General features: G+C 63.2%; 18 protein-coding genes and 1 pseudogene. 8 read left to right on the forward strand and 11 right to left on the reverse strand.

What is annotated here, in order from left to right; all coding sequences use genetic code 11:
* Window positions 1-38: 38 nt before the first annotated feature.
* The 5 genes from NKJ81_RS26790 to NKJ81_RS26810 are packed head-to-tail and all read right to left on the reverse strand — an operon-like array spanning window position 39 to window position 3,110.
* Entirely contained in the window at window positions 39-467 is a 429-nt protein-coding gene (locus NKJ81_RS26790; RefSeq protein ID WP_352542251.1) for a DUF4440 domain-containing protein, read from the reverse strand.
* 8 nt (window positions 468-475) lie between these two features.
* A complete protein-coding gene (locus NKJ81_RS26795; protein WP_352542252.1) occupies window positions 476-1,531 on the reverse strand; it encodes an aldo/keto reductase in 1,056 nt (351 codons plus the stop codon).
* A complete protein-coding gene (locus NKJ81_RS26800) occupies window positions 1,528-1,887 on the reverse strand; it encodes a TIGR04076 family protein (protein WP_352472221.1) in 360 nt (119 codons plus the stop codon). Before NKJ81_RS26800 ends, NKJ81_RS26795 begins: the two co-directional genes overlap by 4 nt.
* Entirely contained in the window at window positions 1,888-2,376 is a 489-nt protein-coding gene (locus NKJ81_RS26805; RefSeq protein ID WP_352542253.1) for a DUF3830 family protein, read from the reverse strand. It lies immediately after the preceding gene.
* Window positions 2,373-3,110 (reverse strand): GntR family transcriptional regulator, encoded by a 738-nt coding sequence (locus NKJ81_RS26810; protein ID WP_352542254.1) that lies wholly within the window; start codon window positions 3,108-3,110, stop codon window positions 2,373-2,375. Before NKJ81_RS26810 ends, NKJ81_RS26805 begins: the two co-directional genes overlap by 4 nt.
* A gap of 125 nt (window positions 3,111-3,235) precedes the next feature.
* On the opposite strand from NKJ81_RS26810, the gene NKJ81_RS26815 reads away from it, so the two are divergent.
* The 6 genes from NKJ81_RS26815 (at window position 3,236) to NKJ81_RS26840 (ending at window position 8,170) form a co-directional block, all read left to right on the forward strand.
* Complete coding sequence (locus NKJ81_RS26815) at window positions 3,236-4,033, forward strand: ABC transporter ATP-binding protein (protein ID WP_352502974.1); 798 nt, start codon at window positions 3,236-3,238, stop codon at window positions 4,031-4,033.
* Complete coding sequence (locus NKJ81_RS26820; protein WP_352472217.1) at window positions 4,030-4,779, forward strand: ABC transporter ATP-binding protein; 750 nt, start codon at window positions 4,030-4,032, stop codon at window positions 4,777-4,779. Before NKJ81_RS26815 ends, NKJ81_RS26820 begins: the two co-directional genes overlap by 4 nt.
* A complete protein-coding gene (locus NKJ81_RS26825; protein WP_352472215.1) occupies window positions 4,776-5,684 on the forward strand; it encodes a branched-chain amino acid ABC transporter permease in 909 nt (302 codons plus the stop codon). The genes NKJ81_RS26820 and NKJ81_RS26825 overlap by 4 nt, the downstream gene beginning before the upstream one ends.
* Window positions 5,681-6,658 (forward strand): branched-chain amino acid ABC transporter permease, encoded by a 978-nt coding sequence (locus NKJ81_RS26830; RefSeq protein WP_352472315.1) that lies wholly within the window; start codon window positions 5,681-5,683, stop codon window positions 6,656-6,658. Before NKJ81_RS26825 ends, NKJ81_RS26830 begins: the two co-directional genes overlap by 4 nt.
* Window positions 6,655-7,947, forward strand: coding sequence for an NAD(P)/FAD-dependent oxidoreductase (locus NKJ81_RS26835; protein WP_352472214.1), 1,293 nt, complete (start codon window positions 6,655-6,657; stop codon window positions 7,945-7,947). The genes NKJ81_RS26830 and NKJ81_RS26835 overlap by 4 nt, the downstream gene beginning before the upstream one ends.
* 76 nt (window positions 7,948-8,023) lie before the next feature.
* The gene (locus NKJ81_RS26840) at window positions 8,024-8,170 is read left to right on the forward strand and encodes a hypothetical protein (protein ID WP_352452379.1); all 147 of its coding nucleotides are present in this window, start codon (window positions 8,024-8,026) and stop codon (window positions 8,168-8,170) included.
* 51 nt (window positions 8,171-8,221) lie between these two features.
* On the opposite strand, the gene NKJ81_RS26845 is transcribed toward NKJ81_RS26840, so the two are convergent.
* From NKJ81_RS26845 to NKJ81_RS26870, 6 genes are all read right to left on the reverse strand, one after another.
* Window positions 8,222-9,058, reverse strand: a complete 837-nt coding sequence (locus NKJ81_RS26845; RefSeq protein ID WP_352472212.1) for a GNAT family N-acetyltransferase — start codon at window positions 9,056-9,058, stop codon at window positions 8,222-8,224.
* A 5-nt stretch (window positions 9,059-9,063) separates the two neighbouring features.
* On the reverse strand, window positions 9,064-9,804 hold the full coding sequence (locus tag NKJ81_RS26850; protein WP_352472211.1) for an aspartate/glutamate racemase family protein: 741 nt from the start codon (window positions 9,802-9,804) through the stop codon (window positions 9,064-9,066).
* Between the two features lie 2 nt (window positions 9,805-9,806).
* Window positions 9,807-10,625, reverse strand: a complete 819-nt coding sequence (locus tag NKJ81_RS26855) for an ABC transporter permease (RefSeq protein ID WP_352451583.1) — start codon at window positions 10,623-10,625, stop codon at window positions 9,807-9,809.
* A gap of 4 nt (window positions 10,626-10,629) precedes the next feature.
* Complete coding sequence (locus NKJ81_RS26860; RefSeq protein WP_352472210.1) at window positions 10,630-11,541, reverse strand: ABC transporter permease; 912 nt, start codon at window positions 11,539-11,541, stop codon at window positions 10,630-10,632.
* A 197-nt stretch (window positions 11,542-11,738) separates the two neighbouring features.
* Window positions 11,739-13,028 carry an ABC transporter substrate-binding protein gene (locus NKJ81_RS26865; protein ID WP_352472208.1) on the reverse strand — a complete coding sequence of 430 codons (1,290 nt, stop codon included), beginning with the start codon at window positions 13,026-13,028 and terminating at the stop codon, window positions 11,739-11,741.
* Between the two features lie 36 nt (window positions 13,029-13,064).
* On the reverse strand, window positions 13,065-14,153 hold the full coding sequence (locus NKJ81_RS26870; protein WP_352472207.1) for an ABC transporter ATP-binding protein: 1,089 nt from the start codon (window positions 14,151-14,153) through the stop codon (window positions 13,065-13,067).
* 258 nt (window positions 14,154-14,411) lie between these two features.
* Between NKJ81_RS26870 and NKJ81_RS26875 the strand changes: the two genes are divergently transcribed.
* Window positions 14,412-15,125 carry a GntR family transcriptional regulator gene (locus NKJ81_RS26875; RefSeq protein WP_023676076.1) on the forward strand — a complete coding sequence of 238 codons (714 nt, stop codon included), beginning with the start codon at window positions 14,412-14,414 and terminating at the stop codon, window positions 15,123-15,125.
* Window positions 15,126-15,464: 339 nt separating this feature from the next.
* Window positions 15,465-15,719, forward strand: a pseudogene (locus NKJ81_RS26880) (hypothetical protein); the annotation flags it as partial.

Consider the following 15,719-nt stretch of genomic DNA (forward strand, 5'->3'; position numbering starts at 1 on the left):
CTTTCGTTACACGACTCTCATTGATGTCTTGAGCCTGTTCAGCCTTCCGGCATCTGCAGCCAGGTTTCATGCAGATGTCGCCATTCGACGCCGTTGGGCGCCGATGAACTGGTGGTGAAAACGGCACTTGAGCGGCGGCGGCTATGTTTGCCGGCGCGCTGCTGCGCTTCGATGTAGCTGACGACGATCGTGTCGCCTTGTTGCCAGCCGGCCCGGATTTCCTCGATCGAGATGGTGAAATCGCCGTCACAAGTGGCGCGGCTTGCCCTGACATGGTCGAGCACCGCGTCACGATCGAGGACCTGGCCGTCCGGCACAACCATGCGGAAGCCTTCGCCCATGACGCGTTCGAAGCGCCTGAAATCTGAATTGTCCGCACTCGCCGCATTGAACCAGTCGACGAAGAAGCGGTGGAGATCGACCACCTCGGCGCTGGCGCGGGAAAGCAAGGAGGGCTTTTCGTCCATGGCCGCGTTCATTTCCTGCCTGCATTCAAATTGTAATGCATGATCGAGCCGTGGCGGCCGTGACGGTCGCGTTCCAAAGTGTAGACGTCTCCCAGCGGCCCACGGCTTTGCGCGATCACGGCAGCGATCCTCGCCCGGTCGTCGGCATCGAGCGCGACGTCCATGATTCTGGAATTGGCAAGGGCGTGCGCCTGGTTGCGAGCGCCGACGATGATGGCCGCCACTTGCGGCTGCTCCAGCACCCAGGCGCTGGCGATGGTGGCGATATCGACGCCGTGGCGGTCGGCGACGGCCTTCAGTGTGCGAAGCAACTCCTGGAAAAGCTCCCAGCCACCAAAGTCGTCAATGATCAGCTTGTATTTGACCAGCGATCGGTTTTCGAGCGGCGTCTGCGGCTCGGCAGCGCCAAGCCATTTTTCGCTGAGGAAGCCGCCAGCCACCGAACCGTAGCAGAGGAAACTGACGCCGTGCCGGCTGGCGAGCGCTGCAAGGCTGTTGGCTGGCCGCTGGTCGAGCACCGAGTATTGCAATTGCTGGCTGACCAGCGGCACACCGGCGGCCAGGATCTCGGCCAACCGCGGCGTGTCGAAGTTCGTGGTGCCGATGTTGCGCACCTTGCCTTCCCTGCGGATTTCGTTGAGCCAGCCCATCGCTTCGACATAGCCGGGCAGCGCATAGTCCCACCAGTGGAACTGCACGAGATCGAGCCGCTCGGTCTTCAGCCGCCGCAGCGATTGCTCGACGATGCTGCTGATGTAGTCGCGGCTGATCGTGGAAAGCCGTTCGAGGTCAGGCACCAGCTTGGTGTGCACCTTCATCTTGGCGGCAGCATCAAGGCCACGCTCATTGGCAAGGCGCAGGCGTGCCGCGCCGATCAGCTCCTCTACACCGGTATAGATATCGGCGCAATCATAGGTCCTGATGCCGGCGTCGAAGGTGGCGATCAGGTCGGTTACCGCCTGTTGGCGGTCGATCGCGCCGTGCCCGCCGGCAAGCTGCCAGCCGCCGCGAATAACGCGCGAGATCGTATAGCCGGGGCTGAGCTCGAAAGCCTTGGCGGTCATCTCCGGTCATTCTCCTTCGGCAGCGGCACCGCCGTCGTTTCGGCATGGCTGAACCGCCGCTTGCCGGTCCTGACGATCCTCAGCCGGCTGGCACAATTGGGATCCGGACAAGCGATCTCGGCGTCCGACGTCATCCAGTCGTTCCTGTGGGTCGGGCGCTGCTTTGCGGCCAGAAGCGGCAACACTGCCGCAATGGAATAGATCGAGAAACCTTGCCCCGCCGGCATCGACAGCATCTCGCCCTTCAACTCGAAATAGTCGCCGGGCTTGGCGCCGCAATAGATCGGCTTGCCCTCGGGGATAACCGCCTCGACGCGAAGGTCGAAGAGCTCAAAACTGTCGTCGGTCTCAGCCATTCAGATCTCCACCCGGGTGAAGGTGATGTCGCAGGCACCGTTGCGGCGGATCACGCCACAAGCGGCTGCGAATTTGTCGCGATCCTCAGGCACCACCTGCGCGACGACGCTTCCGGCAAGCCAGCCGATCGGGAACAGCAGGCGTGCACCCGCTCCGTAGAACAGGCCGACGTCAAAGATGGCATTCGGGTTGCCGCCCCACATGCGCGGCGGCACGTAGGACAACACGATGTCGCCCGGCTGCGGCGTCAGCGTTGCGTTCTCCGCCGGCAAAGGCCTGGCATAGGTTTGGCCCTCAAGTTCGGCTGATGGAACCGGGCAGGAGATTTCCGGCCCCGTCCACATAGCATGGATGCCGGCAACGACGCGCGGCTGCTCGAGATAGGCCAGCAGGAAGGCAGCGTTGTCGGGCGCCTTTTCAGGCAACAGCAGCGCGGTCACGGAAAGCATCGAGTGTGGCTCGGTGATGCTGATGCCAGGCGCCGTCATGCCCTCAATCCTTCCTTGCTTGTGGATTGGAGCTTGTCGCGCAGAAAGGCGAAGGGCCGGCTGATGTCGGCCACCAGAGCCTCACGCGCCGCTTGCGCATCCTGCCTTGAAAGCGCTGCGACGATGCTGCGGTGGTAGTGGGCCGTATCGACCTCGCCGGCGTCGGAGAAGGCGTAAATGGCAACGCGGATGCAAGGCCCGGATTGCAACCACAGGCTCTCGATCATTGGGATCAGCACGGCGGAACCGCAGCAACGGTAGATCTCGAAGTGGAAGCTCTGGTTGAGCGTGGCCTCGCGGTCGATATCCTTCTTATGCTTCAGCGCCCGCATCTCGTCCCATTCGCCGAGCATGGCCTCGACCGAAGCGATCTGGCGCGGGTTCATGCGCGTGGCGGCCAGCGCGATCGCTTCGCCCTCGATCAGAGAGCGGGCGCGCAAGAGGTCGTCGATGCGCTCCAGCGTGATCGGCGGCACGCGCACCGAACGGTTGGGAAGCGCCTCCAGTGCCTTCTCGGTGATCAGCCGTCCGAGCGCCTCGCGCACCGGCATGGTGCTGGTGACCAGCGCGTCGGCGAGGCCGCGGATGGTCAGAACCTGGCTCGGCTCGAAAAGGCCGCCGATCAAGGCGCGGCGCAGCTCCGAATAGACGCGATCCTGCACGGTCTCGCGGCCGACCGGCGTAAGCTGGGCTGCGATCACCTCATTGTTCCTTTCGATGGCGGCCTTCTGCATGGGCAATCCCGGTCTTGGCCGTTTTCGGCTTGCGGAAGAAATTAAAGCCGAATAGCGTGATCAAAGCAAGTGTGATCACAAATCAAATCATTGGCGGCGAAGATCGCTTTCGGCCTGAGGGATTCATGGGCGACACGACGGAACGGCAGGAGGAGATCCGCACGCCGGTTCTGACGGCCAGGAACGTCGTCAAGCGCTTCGGCGGCCTCGTCGCGGTCAACAATGTCTCGTTTGACGTCCGGCCGGGCGAAATACTTGGCCTCATCGGCCCGAACGGCGCCGGCAAGACCACGATGTTCGACCTGCTCGCCGGCAGCATTCTGCCGACCAGCGGCGAAATCCTCCTCAATGGCGTATCGGTGTCGGGGGAAGCAGCCCATCGCCGCATCGGCCGCGGCCTTGGCCGCACGTTCCAGATCCCCCGGCCCTTGCCTAACCTGACGCTGATCGAAAACGTCATGCTGGCCGCGCAAGGACAGACTGGAGAAAAACTGCTCGCCAATTTCCTGACGCCCCGGCGAGTCGCTGCCGAAGAAAGGGCTGCCGAGACAAGAGCCGTCGAACTGCTCGAGCTCGTCACGATCGCTCACCTCGCGCACGAACCTGCGCGCGTGCTTTCAGGCGGCCAGCGCAAGCTGCTCGAGTTGGCCCGCGTGATGATGGCCGACCCGGCGATCATCCTGCTCGACGAGCCGGCGGCCGGGGTCAACGCAACCCTGCTCGAGATCATTATCGATCGCATCCGCGACATCAATGCGCGCGGCATCACCTTCCTGCTGATCGAGCACAATATCGAAATGGTGACGCGGCTTTGCCACCGCGTCCTGGTCATGGCAAGCGGCCAACTTCTGTGCGAAGGCACCCCGGAGGAGGTGGCGCGCGACCCGCGCGTCATCGAGGCCTACCTCGGAGGCACGGCATGAGCCAAAAGGTACTCGATGTCCGCGATCTCGAAGCCGGCTACGAGCCTGGCGTTCCGATCGTGCGCGGCGCTTCGATCACCGTCGACCAGGGCGAGATCGTCGTCGTTCTCGGTCCCAACGGCGCCGGCAAGTCGAGCCTTATCAAGGCCATCGCCGGCCTTGTCCCGATCACCGGCGGCACGGTGCTGCTGGACGGCAAGGATATCACGGCGTCGCCCGCTCACATCATGGTCCGCCGTGGCCTTGCCTTCGTGCCACAGACAGAGAACATCTTCCCGCTGATGTCGGTCGAGGACAATCTCAGGGTCGCCTGCGGCATCCTGAGGCCGCGCGAGGTCCCAGCCCGCATCGAGGAGATGTATGCGGCCTTTCCCGATCTCGCCCGTCAGCGCAGAACGGCCGCGGGCAATCTGTCGGGTGGACAGCGGCAGATGCTGGGCGTCGCCCGGGCGTTGATTGTCCATCCCAAGGTGCTGGTGCTCGACGAGCCGTCGGCCGGCCTGTCGCCGAAATTCGTGGCGATGGTGTTCGAGATGCTGGCCGGCATCCGAAAGTCCGGCGTCACCATCCTGCTGGTCGAACAGAACGCCAAGGCAGCGCTTGCCATTGGAGACCGCGCCTATGTGCTGGTTGAGGGCAAGGAGCGGCACCAAGGCGTCGCCTCCGAGCTCTGGAGCGACCCGGTCGTGGCTGAACTCTATCTTGGCCAGCGCCGCCTCGATCTTGGACAAGGAAGCGCGGCATGAACCTGCAATTCGTCGTCGACGGACTGCTGGCAGGCTCGATGATCGGCCTCGGCGCCATCGGCGTGACACTCACCTATTCGATCCTGCGCTTCTCGAACTTCGCCCATGGCGACTTCATGGCCTGGGGCGCCTATGCGACGCTCGCCGTGGTTGGCGCCATTGGCGCGATTTTCGGCAAGATCGCGCCGATCGCGCCCCTCTCCTTCGGTTGGCCGCTGATCGTCGCGCTCATCATCGGCATGGCGGCCACCGGCCTGCTGGCGCTGGTGCTCGACATGGTGCTGTTCGCGCGGCTGCGGGCCAAGGGCCAGGCGATCATCGTGGTGATGGCGAGCTTCGGCGCCTCGATGGCGCTGAGAAGCCTGCTCGAATTCATCTTCACCTCGCGTCCGACCTATTTCAGCCGGGCGATCCAGATCGCCATGCCGATAGGTTTCGGCATCCGCATCACCCCGGACCAGATCGCGCTGCTGCTGCTGACCGCCGTGCTGGTGCTCGGCGTGCATCTCCTGATGACGCGGACCCAGACCGGCCGCTCGATGCAGGCATTGAGCCAGAACGCGGCACTTGCCCGCATCGTCGGCATCGACGTCGCCAGGGTGGTGCGCGTCACCTGGATCATCGGCGGCGCGCTGGCCTGCGTCGCCGGCGTCATGATCGGCATTCTCATCCAAGTCCGCCCGTTCATGGGTTTCGAGATGCTGCTGCCGATGTTCGCGGCCGCCATCCTCGGCGGCATCGGCAGCGTGCCTGGCGCCGTTCTCGGCGGCCTGATCATCGGCATGGCCGAAGCGGCTGCCGTGCATTTGATCGGCGCCGAATGGCGGGCAGCCGTCTCGTTCATCATCCTGATGGCGGTGCTGTTCGTGCGGCCCATCGGCCTTTTCGGAGTGAGGGAACGCTGATGGATCTGCTCGGCTACGGCGCCTTCTTCCTGACCACCGCGCTGATCTTTTCGCTCATCACGCTCGGGCTCAATCTGCAATGGGGGCTGACCGGGCTTTTCAATGTCGGGGTCGCCGGCTTCGTTGCCATCGGCGCCTACACCTCGGCGCTGCTGACCACGCCCGACGATGCCGCGCGCCTGGGCGGCTTCGACCTGCCGATCCTTATCGGCTGGCTTGGCGCCATGCTGTTGGGCGGCGTCGCCGCCGCCATCACCGGCATTGCCACGCTACGTCTGAGATCGGACTATCTGGCGATCACTACTTTCGGCGTCGCCGTCGTCGTGCAACTGATAGCGCTCAATGCCCAGAAGCTGACCGGCGGGCCGTTCGGCATCGGCTTTATTCCGCGTCCGTTCGGCGGTCTTGCCGAAACGCCGTTGCTGTTCAACCTTTCGAACCTTGCGATCGTCTCGGTAGTGACGCTGATCGTCTATCTCGCGCTGGAGCATCTGTCGCGCAGCCCGTGGGGACGCGTGCTGAAGGCGCTTCGCGAGGATGAGCGGGCCGCGATATCCCTAGGCAAAAGCGCACGGTTCTACCGCGTCCAGGCCTTTGCCGTCGGTGGCGCCATCATGGCGCTTGCCGGTGCGCTGCAGGCGCATTTCACCGGCTTCATCGCCCCGGACAATTATTTGCCGGCGCTGACTTTCCAGGTCTGGGTGATGCTGATCGTCGGTGGCTCGGGCAGCAACATCGGCGCCGTCATCGGCAGCATCCTGGTCTGGGCGATATGGGCCGGATCGGGAGCCTTGACCAGTGTGTTGTTCTCGCCGGAACAGCAGGCCCGCGCCGCTTCGCTGCAGATCGTCGCCATCGGCGTGATGCTGTGCGTCATCCTTCTGGTCAGGCCGAACGGCCTGTTTGGCGACAGGCTGCGGCGTCCAAGGTTCGGCAAGCGTGCACGCGTGGCCCCGAGCGAGAGCGGCTCATGAACGCCGTAACCCGGCCGCACGGCGTTTCCCTTTGGCATGCCGTCAGCCGCAGTCGCCACGACCGGCCCACCCTCGAAGGCGCACTCGATGTCGATCTGGCAATTGTCGGCGGCGGGTTTTCAGGTCTTTCCACCGCGCTGCACAGTGCCGAGAAAGGCATCTCGGTTGCCGTCCTCGAGGCGGAAATCATCGCCTGGGGGGCAACCGGCAGGAATGCCGGCTTCGTCGTGCCGAATTTCGCGAAAAGAGACCCCGACGATATCATTGCCCAGCTCGGGCCCGAACGCGGCGAACGCCTTGTCGATTTCGCCGCCGGCAGCGCCGACCTCGTCTTCGACCTGATCAGGAGGCATGCCATCGAATGCGATGCCGTCCAGAGCGGCTGGATACAACCAGCCCATTCACCGGCCGCTTTGCAAAAGACCAGATCGCGCGCCGAACAATGGGCACCACGCGGAAGGCCGGCTGTTGCGCTGGATAGACAAGCGGTCGAAGAGCTGACCGGCGTTCGCGGTTATCTCGGCGGCTGGATGGACAGATCGGGTGGCGTCCTCAATCCGGTCGAATATGCGCGCGGATTGGCCGACGCGGCGGAAAAGGCCGGAGCGCGCATCTTCGAGAATACGCGTGTCGCGTCGATCGATCACATAGGCGATGGTTGGGCTTTGAAGACGGCTGCCGGTTCGGTGCGTGCCGAAAAAGTGCTGGTCGCCACCAATGCCTATGGCGGGTCGCTGAACCGCACGCTTGAGCGAACCTACATCCCGCTGAAAATCTTCCAGATCGCGACAGCGCCGCTGCCGCGCGAAATACGCACTCGCCTGCTTCCTGGCGGGCAAGGCGTCGGCGACACAAGACGCAATCTCTTCACCTTCCGCTTCGACGGCGAAAACAGGCTGATCACCGGCGGCATGCATGTTTTTGGCCCCGGTGCCGACACGCGGGTGCCGCGGGCGATCTGGCGGCGGCTTGCCGGGCATCTCGATCTCCCGGACATCCCGCCGCTTGAATACAGCTGGTCGGGGATGGCTGCCGTCGAGCCCGACTTCCTGCCGCACCTCGGCGATCTCGGCCCCGGGCTGATCGCCGGCTTGGCGTGCAACGGACGCGGCATCGCCATGACCACTGCGATGGGCAAGGTGCTTGCGGATTGGGCTGATGGAACAAAACCTCAGGATTTGCCGCTGCCGTTTGCGCCGCCGTCGCCGATCCCGTTCCATAGCCTGATGCGGCATGCACCAAACATGGTGCTCCCCTGGAGCATGCTGCGCGACCGGCTGGATGGCTGATCGACGTGCGTCTCCGGCCGCCGTCCTGATACCCGAACTGCTAGACTCGCCCACATCATGTTGTTAACGACAGCGGATGAAGCAGAACTATCTTTATCTCATCATCGGCGCTTTGGCCGTCGCCGTTATTGCGTTGGGGATTTACGTTTATCGCGAGGAGACTAGGCCGAAAGGCGTGGAACTTCGCATCGACGATTCCGGCATTTCAGTTCAGGAAAAATAGACCGCGTAGTCCTGTTGCCCGACTTTGCACTGGAAGTCGGCTTGTACCGCCTCACCCCAACTCCAACGTCGTTATCGCAAAAATTCCGGACTGCATGAGCTGCGGCGCCTTTCCCTTGTACATCCGAGCCGTCTCGAAGCCCTGTTGAAGGCCTGCGGACGACAGCAAGTCTGCAAATTGCCGGCTGGTTTCGGGAACGTCGAGATGGACGTTTCCGGGACCGGACATGTGCGCGAGCGCGGCGAAGAGATGGCTTGCCGCGTCCAGGCTGTCGGCAAAGAGCGGGCCGATCTTGCAGCCGTCCCGGCATTGGCGCGCGACGCCGTATCCCGCAATGGCGCCGTGCTTGAGGATCGCAAGCGCCATGTGCGGCGGGCGCAGCCAGTGTTCCAGGAAGGATCGCCTCGGACCGGGAAAGAAGCGGCGGTCATAGTCCAGTATGTCCGGCACGAGTTCCGGCCCTATGGCGCGAATGTCGTTGCCGACGGCTGCCGGGACATTCGGTGACCCCATGAACCGGATCGTCCGGTAGGCCGGTGCAAAACCCATGCTGCGGTAGTTGGCCTGCTGTTCGACAACGCCGTCGAGGCCGATCGTGCGCTTGCCGAGCCGCGCTATGCCGGCATCCCAGACCGCCTTGCCATGACCTTGGGCACGCCTGTCCGGCCGGCAGATGTAGAGGCCGATGAAGCCGAAACCATCGCCATAGGCGACGGCCGAAATGCCGGCCGCCATCTCGCCATCGATAAAGGCGCCGATGAAGCCCTGCGGGTCGGCTGCCTGAAACAGCGCGGCATCGTTAAGGCCGGGATTCCAGCCTTCCGCCGCCGCCCAATCGACAAGGGTTTGCACTTCTTCACGTGCGAGCGTTCGGATCGTTCGGGGCATTGCGATCACTCGGCGGCGCCAGGCGCGAAGGATTTCAACGCGCCATGATAAGACTTTGCCAACGGGCTTGCATAGGCGCCGCGCTTGGATGTCGTCAGGCCAAGGGCGATCAATGCCTCGGCCTGTTTCACGGCAGCGCCCACGCCGTCGATGACCGGAAGCCCGAATTCCCGCTGCAGCGCCGCCGCCAGATCGGCCATGCCGGCACAGCCGAGCACGATCGCCTCGGCGCGATCCTCGTCGATGGCGCGCGCAATCTCGCTGCGCAGCCTGAGCAGTGCGTCGGACGCCGGATCTTCGAGGGCAAGAACCGGGATGTCGGCGGCGCGCACGCGTGCCCGCCCCGCCATGCCATAGCGTTGCACCAGGCCTTCGACCGGCACGCGCGAACGTCCGGTGGTGGTGACGACGGTGAAGCGCTGGGCGATGAACGAGGCCGTGCTGAGCGATGCCTCGCAAATGCCGATGACCGGAATGTTGGCCATGGCGCGCGCGGCATCGAGGCCGGTGTCGTCGAAACAGGCAATGATCGCGGCTTGCGCGCCGGAGCGTTCGCCGGCGGCGATCTCGACCAGCAGGCCGGGCACGGCAAGTGCTTCATCGTAATAGCCTTCGATCGATACAGGTCCCATCGACGAGGTGACGGCAACGATCTTCGTCGATTGAGCAGCGACCGATCGGGCTGCCGCCGCGATAGTGTCGGTCATGCTGGCGGTGGTGTTTGGATTGACGACGAGGATCTGCACTGTCAGGCACGCTCGCGGCGGCGGCCGACATAGACGATTGCGCCGAGCGTCAGCAGGATCACCAGGAAGGAAAACACGGTCGTCACGGTGCCCAGCGCATAGAGCACCGGCGTCGTGACATTCGTCGTCATGCCGTAGATTTCGAGCGGCAACGTGTTGAACGTGCCCGAGGTCATCAGCGTGCGGGCGAACTCGTCATATGACAGAGTGAAGCCGAACAGGCCGACGCCGATCAGGCTGGGCGCGATCATCGGCAGCACGACATGGGCAAAGGTCTGCCACGACGATGCTCCGAGATCGCGCGCGGCTTCCTCATAGGCTGGCGAGAACCGGTTGAAGACAGCAAACATAATCAGCACGCCGAAAGGCAAGGTCCAGGTCAGATGGGCGCCGAAAGCGGAGGTGTACCAGGCGGGGCGGAAGCCGATCTGCTGGAAGACGACGCCGATGCCGAGACTGATGATGATCGACGGCACGACCAGGCTGGCGACGGCCAGATAGAACAGTGCGGTTGCGCCGCGAAATTTCTGCCGGAAGGCCAGGCCGGCGAGCAGCGACACGGCGACAGTGACGACCATCACCATCAGGCCAAGGACGAGCGAGCGTTTGAAGCTGCCGCCGAAGTCGCCGACCGCCTGGCGCTCGAACAAATTGGCGAACCAGTGCAGCGACACGCCGTTCAGCGGAAATGTCAGACCGCCGTTCTCGCCCTGGAAAGAGAGGATCAGGATCGCCGAAAGCGGGCCGTAGAGGAACAACACGAAAAGACCGAAGAACGCCGCCAACACATAGAATTCGAGGGTGCGCTTGTCCTGGCTCATCGCCTCACAGCTCCTTGCGGATGTCGACGATGCGCAGGATGCCCGCGACCATCAGCAGCACCAGCACCAAGAGCACGACGGCGTTGGCGGCAGCTGCCGGATATTGCAGCAGCGACATCTGGTTCTTCATCATCAGCGCGACGGAGGCGCTCTGCCCGCCGGACATCACCTGCACCGTCGAGAAGTCGGCCATCACCAGGGTGACGACGAAAATGGTGCCGATCGCCATGCCGGGCTTGGCGAGCGGAATGACGACGTTCCACAGAACCTGCCAGCCGGAAGCACCGGCGTCGCGCGCGGCTTCTATCAACGACTTGTCGATGCGCATCAGCGTGTTGAAGATCGGCGTCACCATGAACAGCGTATAGAGATGCACCATGGCCAGCACCACGGCGAATTCGGAATAGAGCAGCCATTCGATCGGCTTCGGGATCAGCCCCATTTGCACCAGCGTCGAGTTGACCAGGCCATTGCGGCCAAGCACCGGAATCCACGAGATCATGCGGATGATGTTAGAGGTCAGGAACGGCACCGTGCAGACAAGGAACAGCACCATCTGCATGGCCGTGGTCCTGATATGGAAGGCAAGGAAATAGGCGACCCAGAAACCGATGAACAGCGTCAGCGCCCAGACGATGGCGGCGTATTTCAGCGTATTCAGGTAGGTTTTCCAGGTGACCCAGGAGCCGAGCGTGTCGGAATAATTGGTGGTCAGGAAATCCGGATACATCGCCGCGAAATCGTAATCCCAGAATGAGACCACGGCGATCATCAGAATTGGCAGCAGGAGGAACGCGCCGAGGATCAGCGCCAGCGGTGCCGCCTGGAGATAGGGTGCGACTCCGGCAAAGGAGCGCCTACGTCTGGCAGGCCTTGCAGACGTAACGTGCGTGGATTGTTCGAGCGCTACTGCCATCTATATCTCGGTCGAAGTCGGCGATGCGACTGAGGGGTGTGCCCTTCTCCCCCTGTGGGAGAAGGTGGCCGAGCGAAGCTCGATCGGATGAGGGGTGTTCCAGCTTGGCACCAACAGTGCTCCGTCCAGCACCCCTCAACCGTCTTGGCGCTGCGCGCCAATCTGCCTTCTCCCACAAGGGGAGAAGGCAGAGGGCATCAAGCAGCGATGAACTCGTTCCAGCGCTTCACCATGTAGCGGTCCTCGTCCATGACCGAGTTCCAGCAGGCGACCTTGCCCATGCGCTCTTCGAACGAGCCGCCGTCACGCACGGCGCCAGCCTTTTCCATGACCTTGCCGTCCGGCGACAGGATATCGCCCTTTGCCGGCTTGCCTTCGATCCAGTAGCCCCACTCGTCCTCGGACATGAACTTCTTGGCCGACACCATGTTGGCCGAGTAATAGCCCTGACGGTTGAGATAGCCGCCAACCCAGCCGGACGTGTACCAGTTGATGTATTCATAGGCGGCATCGAGTTCGGCGCCGGAGAGATGGGCTGCCAGGCCAAGCCCGCCACCCCAGGACCGGTAGCCTTCCTTGAGCGGCTGGAACCGGCACGCGATGCCCTTGGAGCGGACCGCGGCCACGGCCGGCGACCACATCGACTGGATTACGACTTCGCCTGAAGCCATCAGGTTGACGCTCTCGTCGAAGGATTTCCAGAAGGCGCGGAACTGGCCGGCTTGCTTGGCCTTGATCAGGAAGTCGATCGTCTTGTCGATCTCCTCCTTGGTCATGTTGCCCTTGTCGGCGTATTTGATGTTGCCCGTTGCCTCCATGATCATCGCCGCATCCATGATGCCGATCGACGGGATGTTGAGGATGGCGGTCTTGCCCTTGAAGGCCGGATCCATGATGTCGGCCCAGGTGGTGATATCGCGGCCGACGAGGTCGGGGCGGATGCCGAGCGTATCGGCATTGTAGATCGTCGGCACCATGGTGAACCAGTTGGTCGGCGCCTTGGCGAAGACCTTGCTGTCCTGCGCCTCGACGTAACCGACGGTATGCGGCGCGGTGCCCTGGGCAATGACGCTGTCCGGCGTCAGCTTGCCGGTTTTGAACAGCGGCACCAGCTCGTCGTAATATTTCAGCTTGCTGACATCCATCGGCTGCAGGACGCCTGTCGGGAACACCTTCTTGCAGATCCAGTATTCGATGTCGGCGATGTCGTAGCTGTCGGGCTGCGTCACAGCGCGCTGCGCGGCGGCGTCGGAATCGGTTGCTGTCATCTCCAGCGTGATGCCGAGGTCGGCCTTGCACTTGTCGGCGATGGCATTGAGGTTGGATACGCCGGTGCCGAACTGGCGCAGCGTGATGTTCGATTGCGCCCAGATGGTCGGAAAGCCTGATATGGCGCCGGAACCGGCGGCGAAACCGACGGCGGCGGCACCTGTCTTGAGCAGCGAACGTCGCGATATTCCAGTCTTCTTGTCGGTGGTGTTGGTCATGTTCAGTTCCCCTGTTTTGGTTGGTTATGCTGGATTTCAGGAATCGAGACGGCCAAGGACGATCGCGTCCTCGGCGTCCCAGGCGATCGGCACTGCGTCGCCGACGGCAACCGGCCTGGCGAAGAAGCTGGTGTCGTCGACGATCACCGTGAAATCCTCGATGCCGGCGCCGTTGACTGAGAGCTTCACGGTCGAACCGCGGTACTCGACGTTTGCAATAATGCCGGTGAAGCCGAGCCCGGCTGCCGGCGGCTCGCCGATGCGCACGTGGTCGGTGCGAATGGCGATGTCGATGGGTTCCCCGGTCTCCCTGCCCTGCCCGCTGGCGGCGAGCGTGACGCCGCCGGGCACATCGAAAACGACCATGCCGTCGCGACTGCCGGCGACGCGCCCGGAGATGACATTGTGGTCGCCCATGAAACGAGCGACGAAGGCCGTGGCCGGCCGCTCGAACACCGTGCGAGGGTGCGCCGCCTGCTCGATACGGCCGTCGTTCATCACCACGATCAGGTCGGCCAGCGCCATCGCCTCTTCCTGGCTGTGGGTGACGTGGACGAAAGTGATGCCGAGCGACGTCTGCAGCTTCTTCAGTTCGGCTCGCATGCGGATCTTCAGGAAAGGATCGAGCGCCGAAAGCGGTTCGTCGAGCAACAGCGCCTCGGGATCGGTGATCAAGGCGCGCGCAAGGGCAACGCGCTGCTGCTGCCCGCCGGAAAGCTGCGCCGGGCGGCGGCTGGCATAGGCCTCCATCTGCATCAGCTTCAGCATGTCGAGCGCCTTGGCGCGGCGCTCCTCCTTGCCGACGCCTTTCATCTTCAGGCTGAAGGCGACGTTGTCGATCAGGTCGAGATGCGGAAACAGTGCGTAGGACTGGAACATCATGGCAGTGCCGCGCCTGGCCGGCGGCAGGTCGGTGACCACTGTGTTGCCGAGACGCACGTCGCCACTCGATATGCTCTCGTGCCCGGCGATCATGCGCAGCGTCGAGGTCTTGCCACAGCCGGACGGACCGAGCAGGCAGCAATAGGTTCCGGCAGGGATTTTCAGGCTGATGCCTTCGACGGCAGTCGTCGCGCCATAGACTTTCGAAACGGACACAATGTCGATTTCGGCGGCTTTGGACATCCAGCTTCCCCTTTGGTCGGATTAGCCAAAGCATCATGCGTGCCAGTTGCGCACCGCCGCACCAACTGACTGAATCCTCGAAGAAATCAGGGCCGCCTCTATGTAGCTGCCGATACGTCGGCCTTGTGCAATGCACAAATTATAGGCGATTGCCGCCGATCTCCGCAAAGATCGTATGCAATCTTTTTCATCTCTGTATTCACTTTGTCTCTCGTCCAAGCGATGCGATTCAGGGTAGAAGAAGGCAGGACCACTGCCATGAACATTGCCGACCAGACCTTCCCTGCTATCGAGGCCGCCAACGAGGATCGCGCGCAGGCGATCCGCGACCAGTTGCGCGACGCGATCGTCGATCGCCGGCTGGCGCCGGGAACAAAGCTTTCCGAAGGCGAAGTCGGCACGCTGTTCGATGTCAGCCGCACCGTGGCGCGTGCCGCACTGCAGATGCTTTCCTTCGAGGGATTGGTGCGCACCGAGCGCAATCGCGGCGCCTTCGTCGCCAATCCGTCGCCGGAGGAAGCGCGGCAGGTTTTTGCTTCGCGCCGGCTCATCGAACCAGGCATCGCGATCGCCGCCGCCGGACGGATGACGCCGGCGCATGTCGCCGCGTTCAAGGCCCAGCTCGACGAAGAAGGCCGTTTCATCGCCGAACGCGGACCGAACGCAAGGCGATCGGAGATCAAGGCGTCGGGGGATTTTCACCTGCTTCTGGCGTCGGTCGCGGGAAACGTCATCCTGCAGCGCTTCATGGAGGAATTGGTCGCTCGTTCATCGCTGGTGATCGCACTCTATGGCCGCTCGGGCATCTCGAGCTGCGGCCACAACGAACACACGCAGATCCTCGAGGCGCTGGAAAATGGCAATGCCGAACGCGCCAGCGCGCTGATGCTGCACCACATCGACCATATCGAGGCCGACCTCGATTTGCGCGTCAGGAGCGGCCCGGCACTCAGGCAGGCGCTCGAGTTCTGAAAATTTGCCGTTCGCGGCAACCTCGCCATGCCCATAATCACCTTTGCCCGACAAGCGCTTGCCTTGCGAAGCGCGCGCGGCCGCACGCCTTCCCCCAAAGCGCAAGATACGGCCGGCGGTTGAGGTGCCGTACACGATACGTAAGTGCACCCGCTCAATGATTGCGTCGAGATAAGCGTCACATGCTCGGGGCCGCATGTAGACGCATCGAGGTATCGAGCCGGGGATGTCGCAATGCGCAAGGGCCTTGCCGCGGTGCTTATGGATTTCGTCAGAGCTCGTCGGTCGCGGCGAAGCTGCGCCTCGCTGGACCTTTCGTTTGGCCGGATTATCTCCGGAATGACAGCGGTGTCTTTCATCTTGCTGCCGACGGTGGGCTTCACCAGCGATCACATCTCCGCCTGGCGCCTGGGCGCCCGTATCGTCGCCGTCGGGCTGCCGGGCGTGGCCGGCGTGCGCGAGGTGGGGCGTTTTCATAATGGCGGACCGATACCGGGAAATCCGGAATTCCTGCTGACCACGCGCGAAGGACGTGTGCTCGATCCGCTTAGGGTTCTGGTCGCGGTATGCAGCAATTTCGGCGCGCCACCAGGC

The organism is Mesorhizobium sp. M0018 (genome assembly GCF_040323955.1).
In the GTDB taxonomy this organism is placed as follows: Bacteria; Pseudomonadota; Alphaproteobacteria; order Rhizobiales; family Rhizobiaceae; genus Mesorhizobium.

What these genes read in the sequence shown, in the direction of transcription:
- NKJ81_RS26820 (WP_352472217.1), top strand. Translation starts at nt 4,030, where the DNA reads ATGAGCCAAAAGGTACTCGATGTCCGCGATCTCGAAGCCGGCTACGAG.
- NKJ81_RS26795 (WP_352542252.1), bottom strand. Translation starts at nt 1,531, where the DNA reads ATGACCGCCAAGGCTTTCGAGCTCAGCCCCGGCTATACGATCTCGCGC.
- NKJ81_RS26845 (WP_352472212.1), bottom strand. Translation starts at nt 9,058, where the DNA reads ATGCCCCGAACGATCCGAACGCTCGCACGTGAAGAAGTGCAAACCCTT.
- NKJ81_RS26870 (WP_352472207.1), bottom strand. Translation starts at nt 14,153, where the DNA reads ATGTCCAAAGCCGCCGAAATCGACATTGTGTCCGTTTCGAAAGTCTAT.
- NKJ81_RS26865 (WP_352472208.1), bottom strand. Translation starts at nt 13,028, where the DNA reads ATGACCAACACCACCGACAAGAAGACTGGAATATCGCGACGTTCGCTG.
- NKJ81_RS26855 (WP_352451583.1), bottom strand. Translation starts at nt 10,625, where the DNA reads ATGAGCCAGGACAAGCGCACCCTCGAATTCTATGTGTTGGCGGCGTTC.
- NKJ81_RS26825 (WP_352472215.1), top strand. Translation starts at nt 4,776, where the DNA reads ATGAACCTGCAATTCGTCGTCGACGGACTGCTGGCAGGCTCGATGATC.
- NKJ81_RS26805 (WP_352542253.1), bottom strand. Translation starts at nt 2,376, where the DNA reads ATGACGGCGCCTGGCATCAGCATCACCGAGCCACACTCGATGCTTTCC.
- NKJ81_RS26835 (WP_352472214.1), top strand. Translation starts at nt 6,655, where the DNA reads ATGAACGCCGTAACCCGGCCGCACGGCGTTTCCCTTTGGCATGCCGTC.
- NKJ81_RS26800 (WP_352472221.1), bottom strand. Translation starts at nt 1,887, where the DNA reads ATGGCTGAGACCGACGACAGTTTTGAGCTCTTCGACCTTCGCGTCGAG.
- NKJ81_RS26810 (WP_352542254.1), bottom strand. Translation starts at nt 3,110, where the DNA reads ATGCAGAAGGCCGCCATCGAAAGGAACAATGAGGTGATCGCAGCCCAG.
- NKJ81_RS26790 (WP_352542251.1), bottom strand. Translation starts at nt 467, where the DNA reads ATGGACGAAAAGCCCTCCTTGCTTTCCCGCGCCAGCGCCGAGGTGGTC.
- NKJ81_RS26815 (WP_352502974.1), top strand. Translation starts at nt 3,236, where the DNA reads ATGGGCGACACGACGGAACGGCAGGAGGAGATCCGCACGCCGGTTCTG.
- NKJ81_RS26875 (WP_023676076.1), top strand. Translation starts at nt 14,412, where the DNA reads ATGAACATTGCCGACCAGACCTTCCCTGCTATCGAGGCCGCCAACGAG.
- NKJ81_RS26860 (WP_352472210.1), bottom strand. Translation starts at nt 11,541, where the DNA reads ATGGCAGTAGCGCTCGAACAATCCACGCACGTTACGTCTGCAAGGCCT.
- NKJ81_RS26840 (WP_352452379.1), top strand. Translation starts at nt 8,024, where the DNA reads ATGAAGCAGAACTATCTTTATCTCATCATCGGCGCTTTGGCCGTCGCC.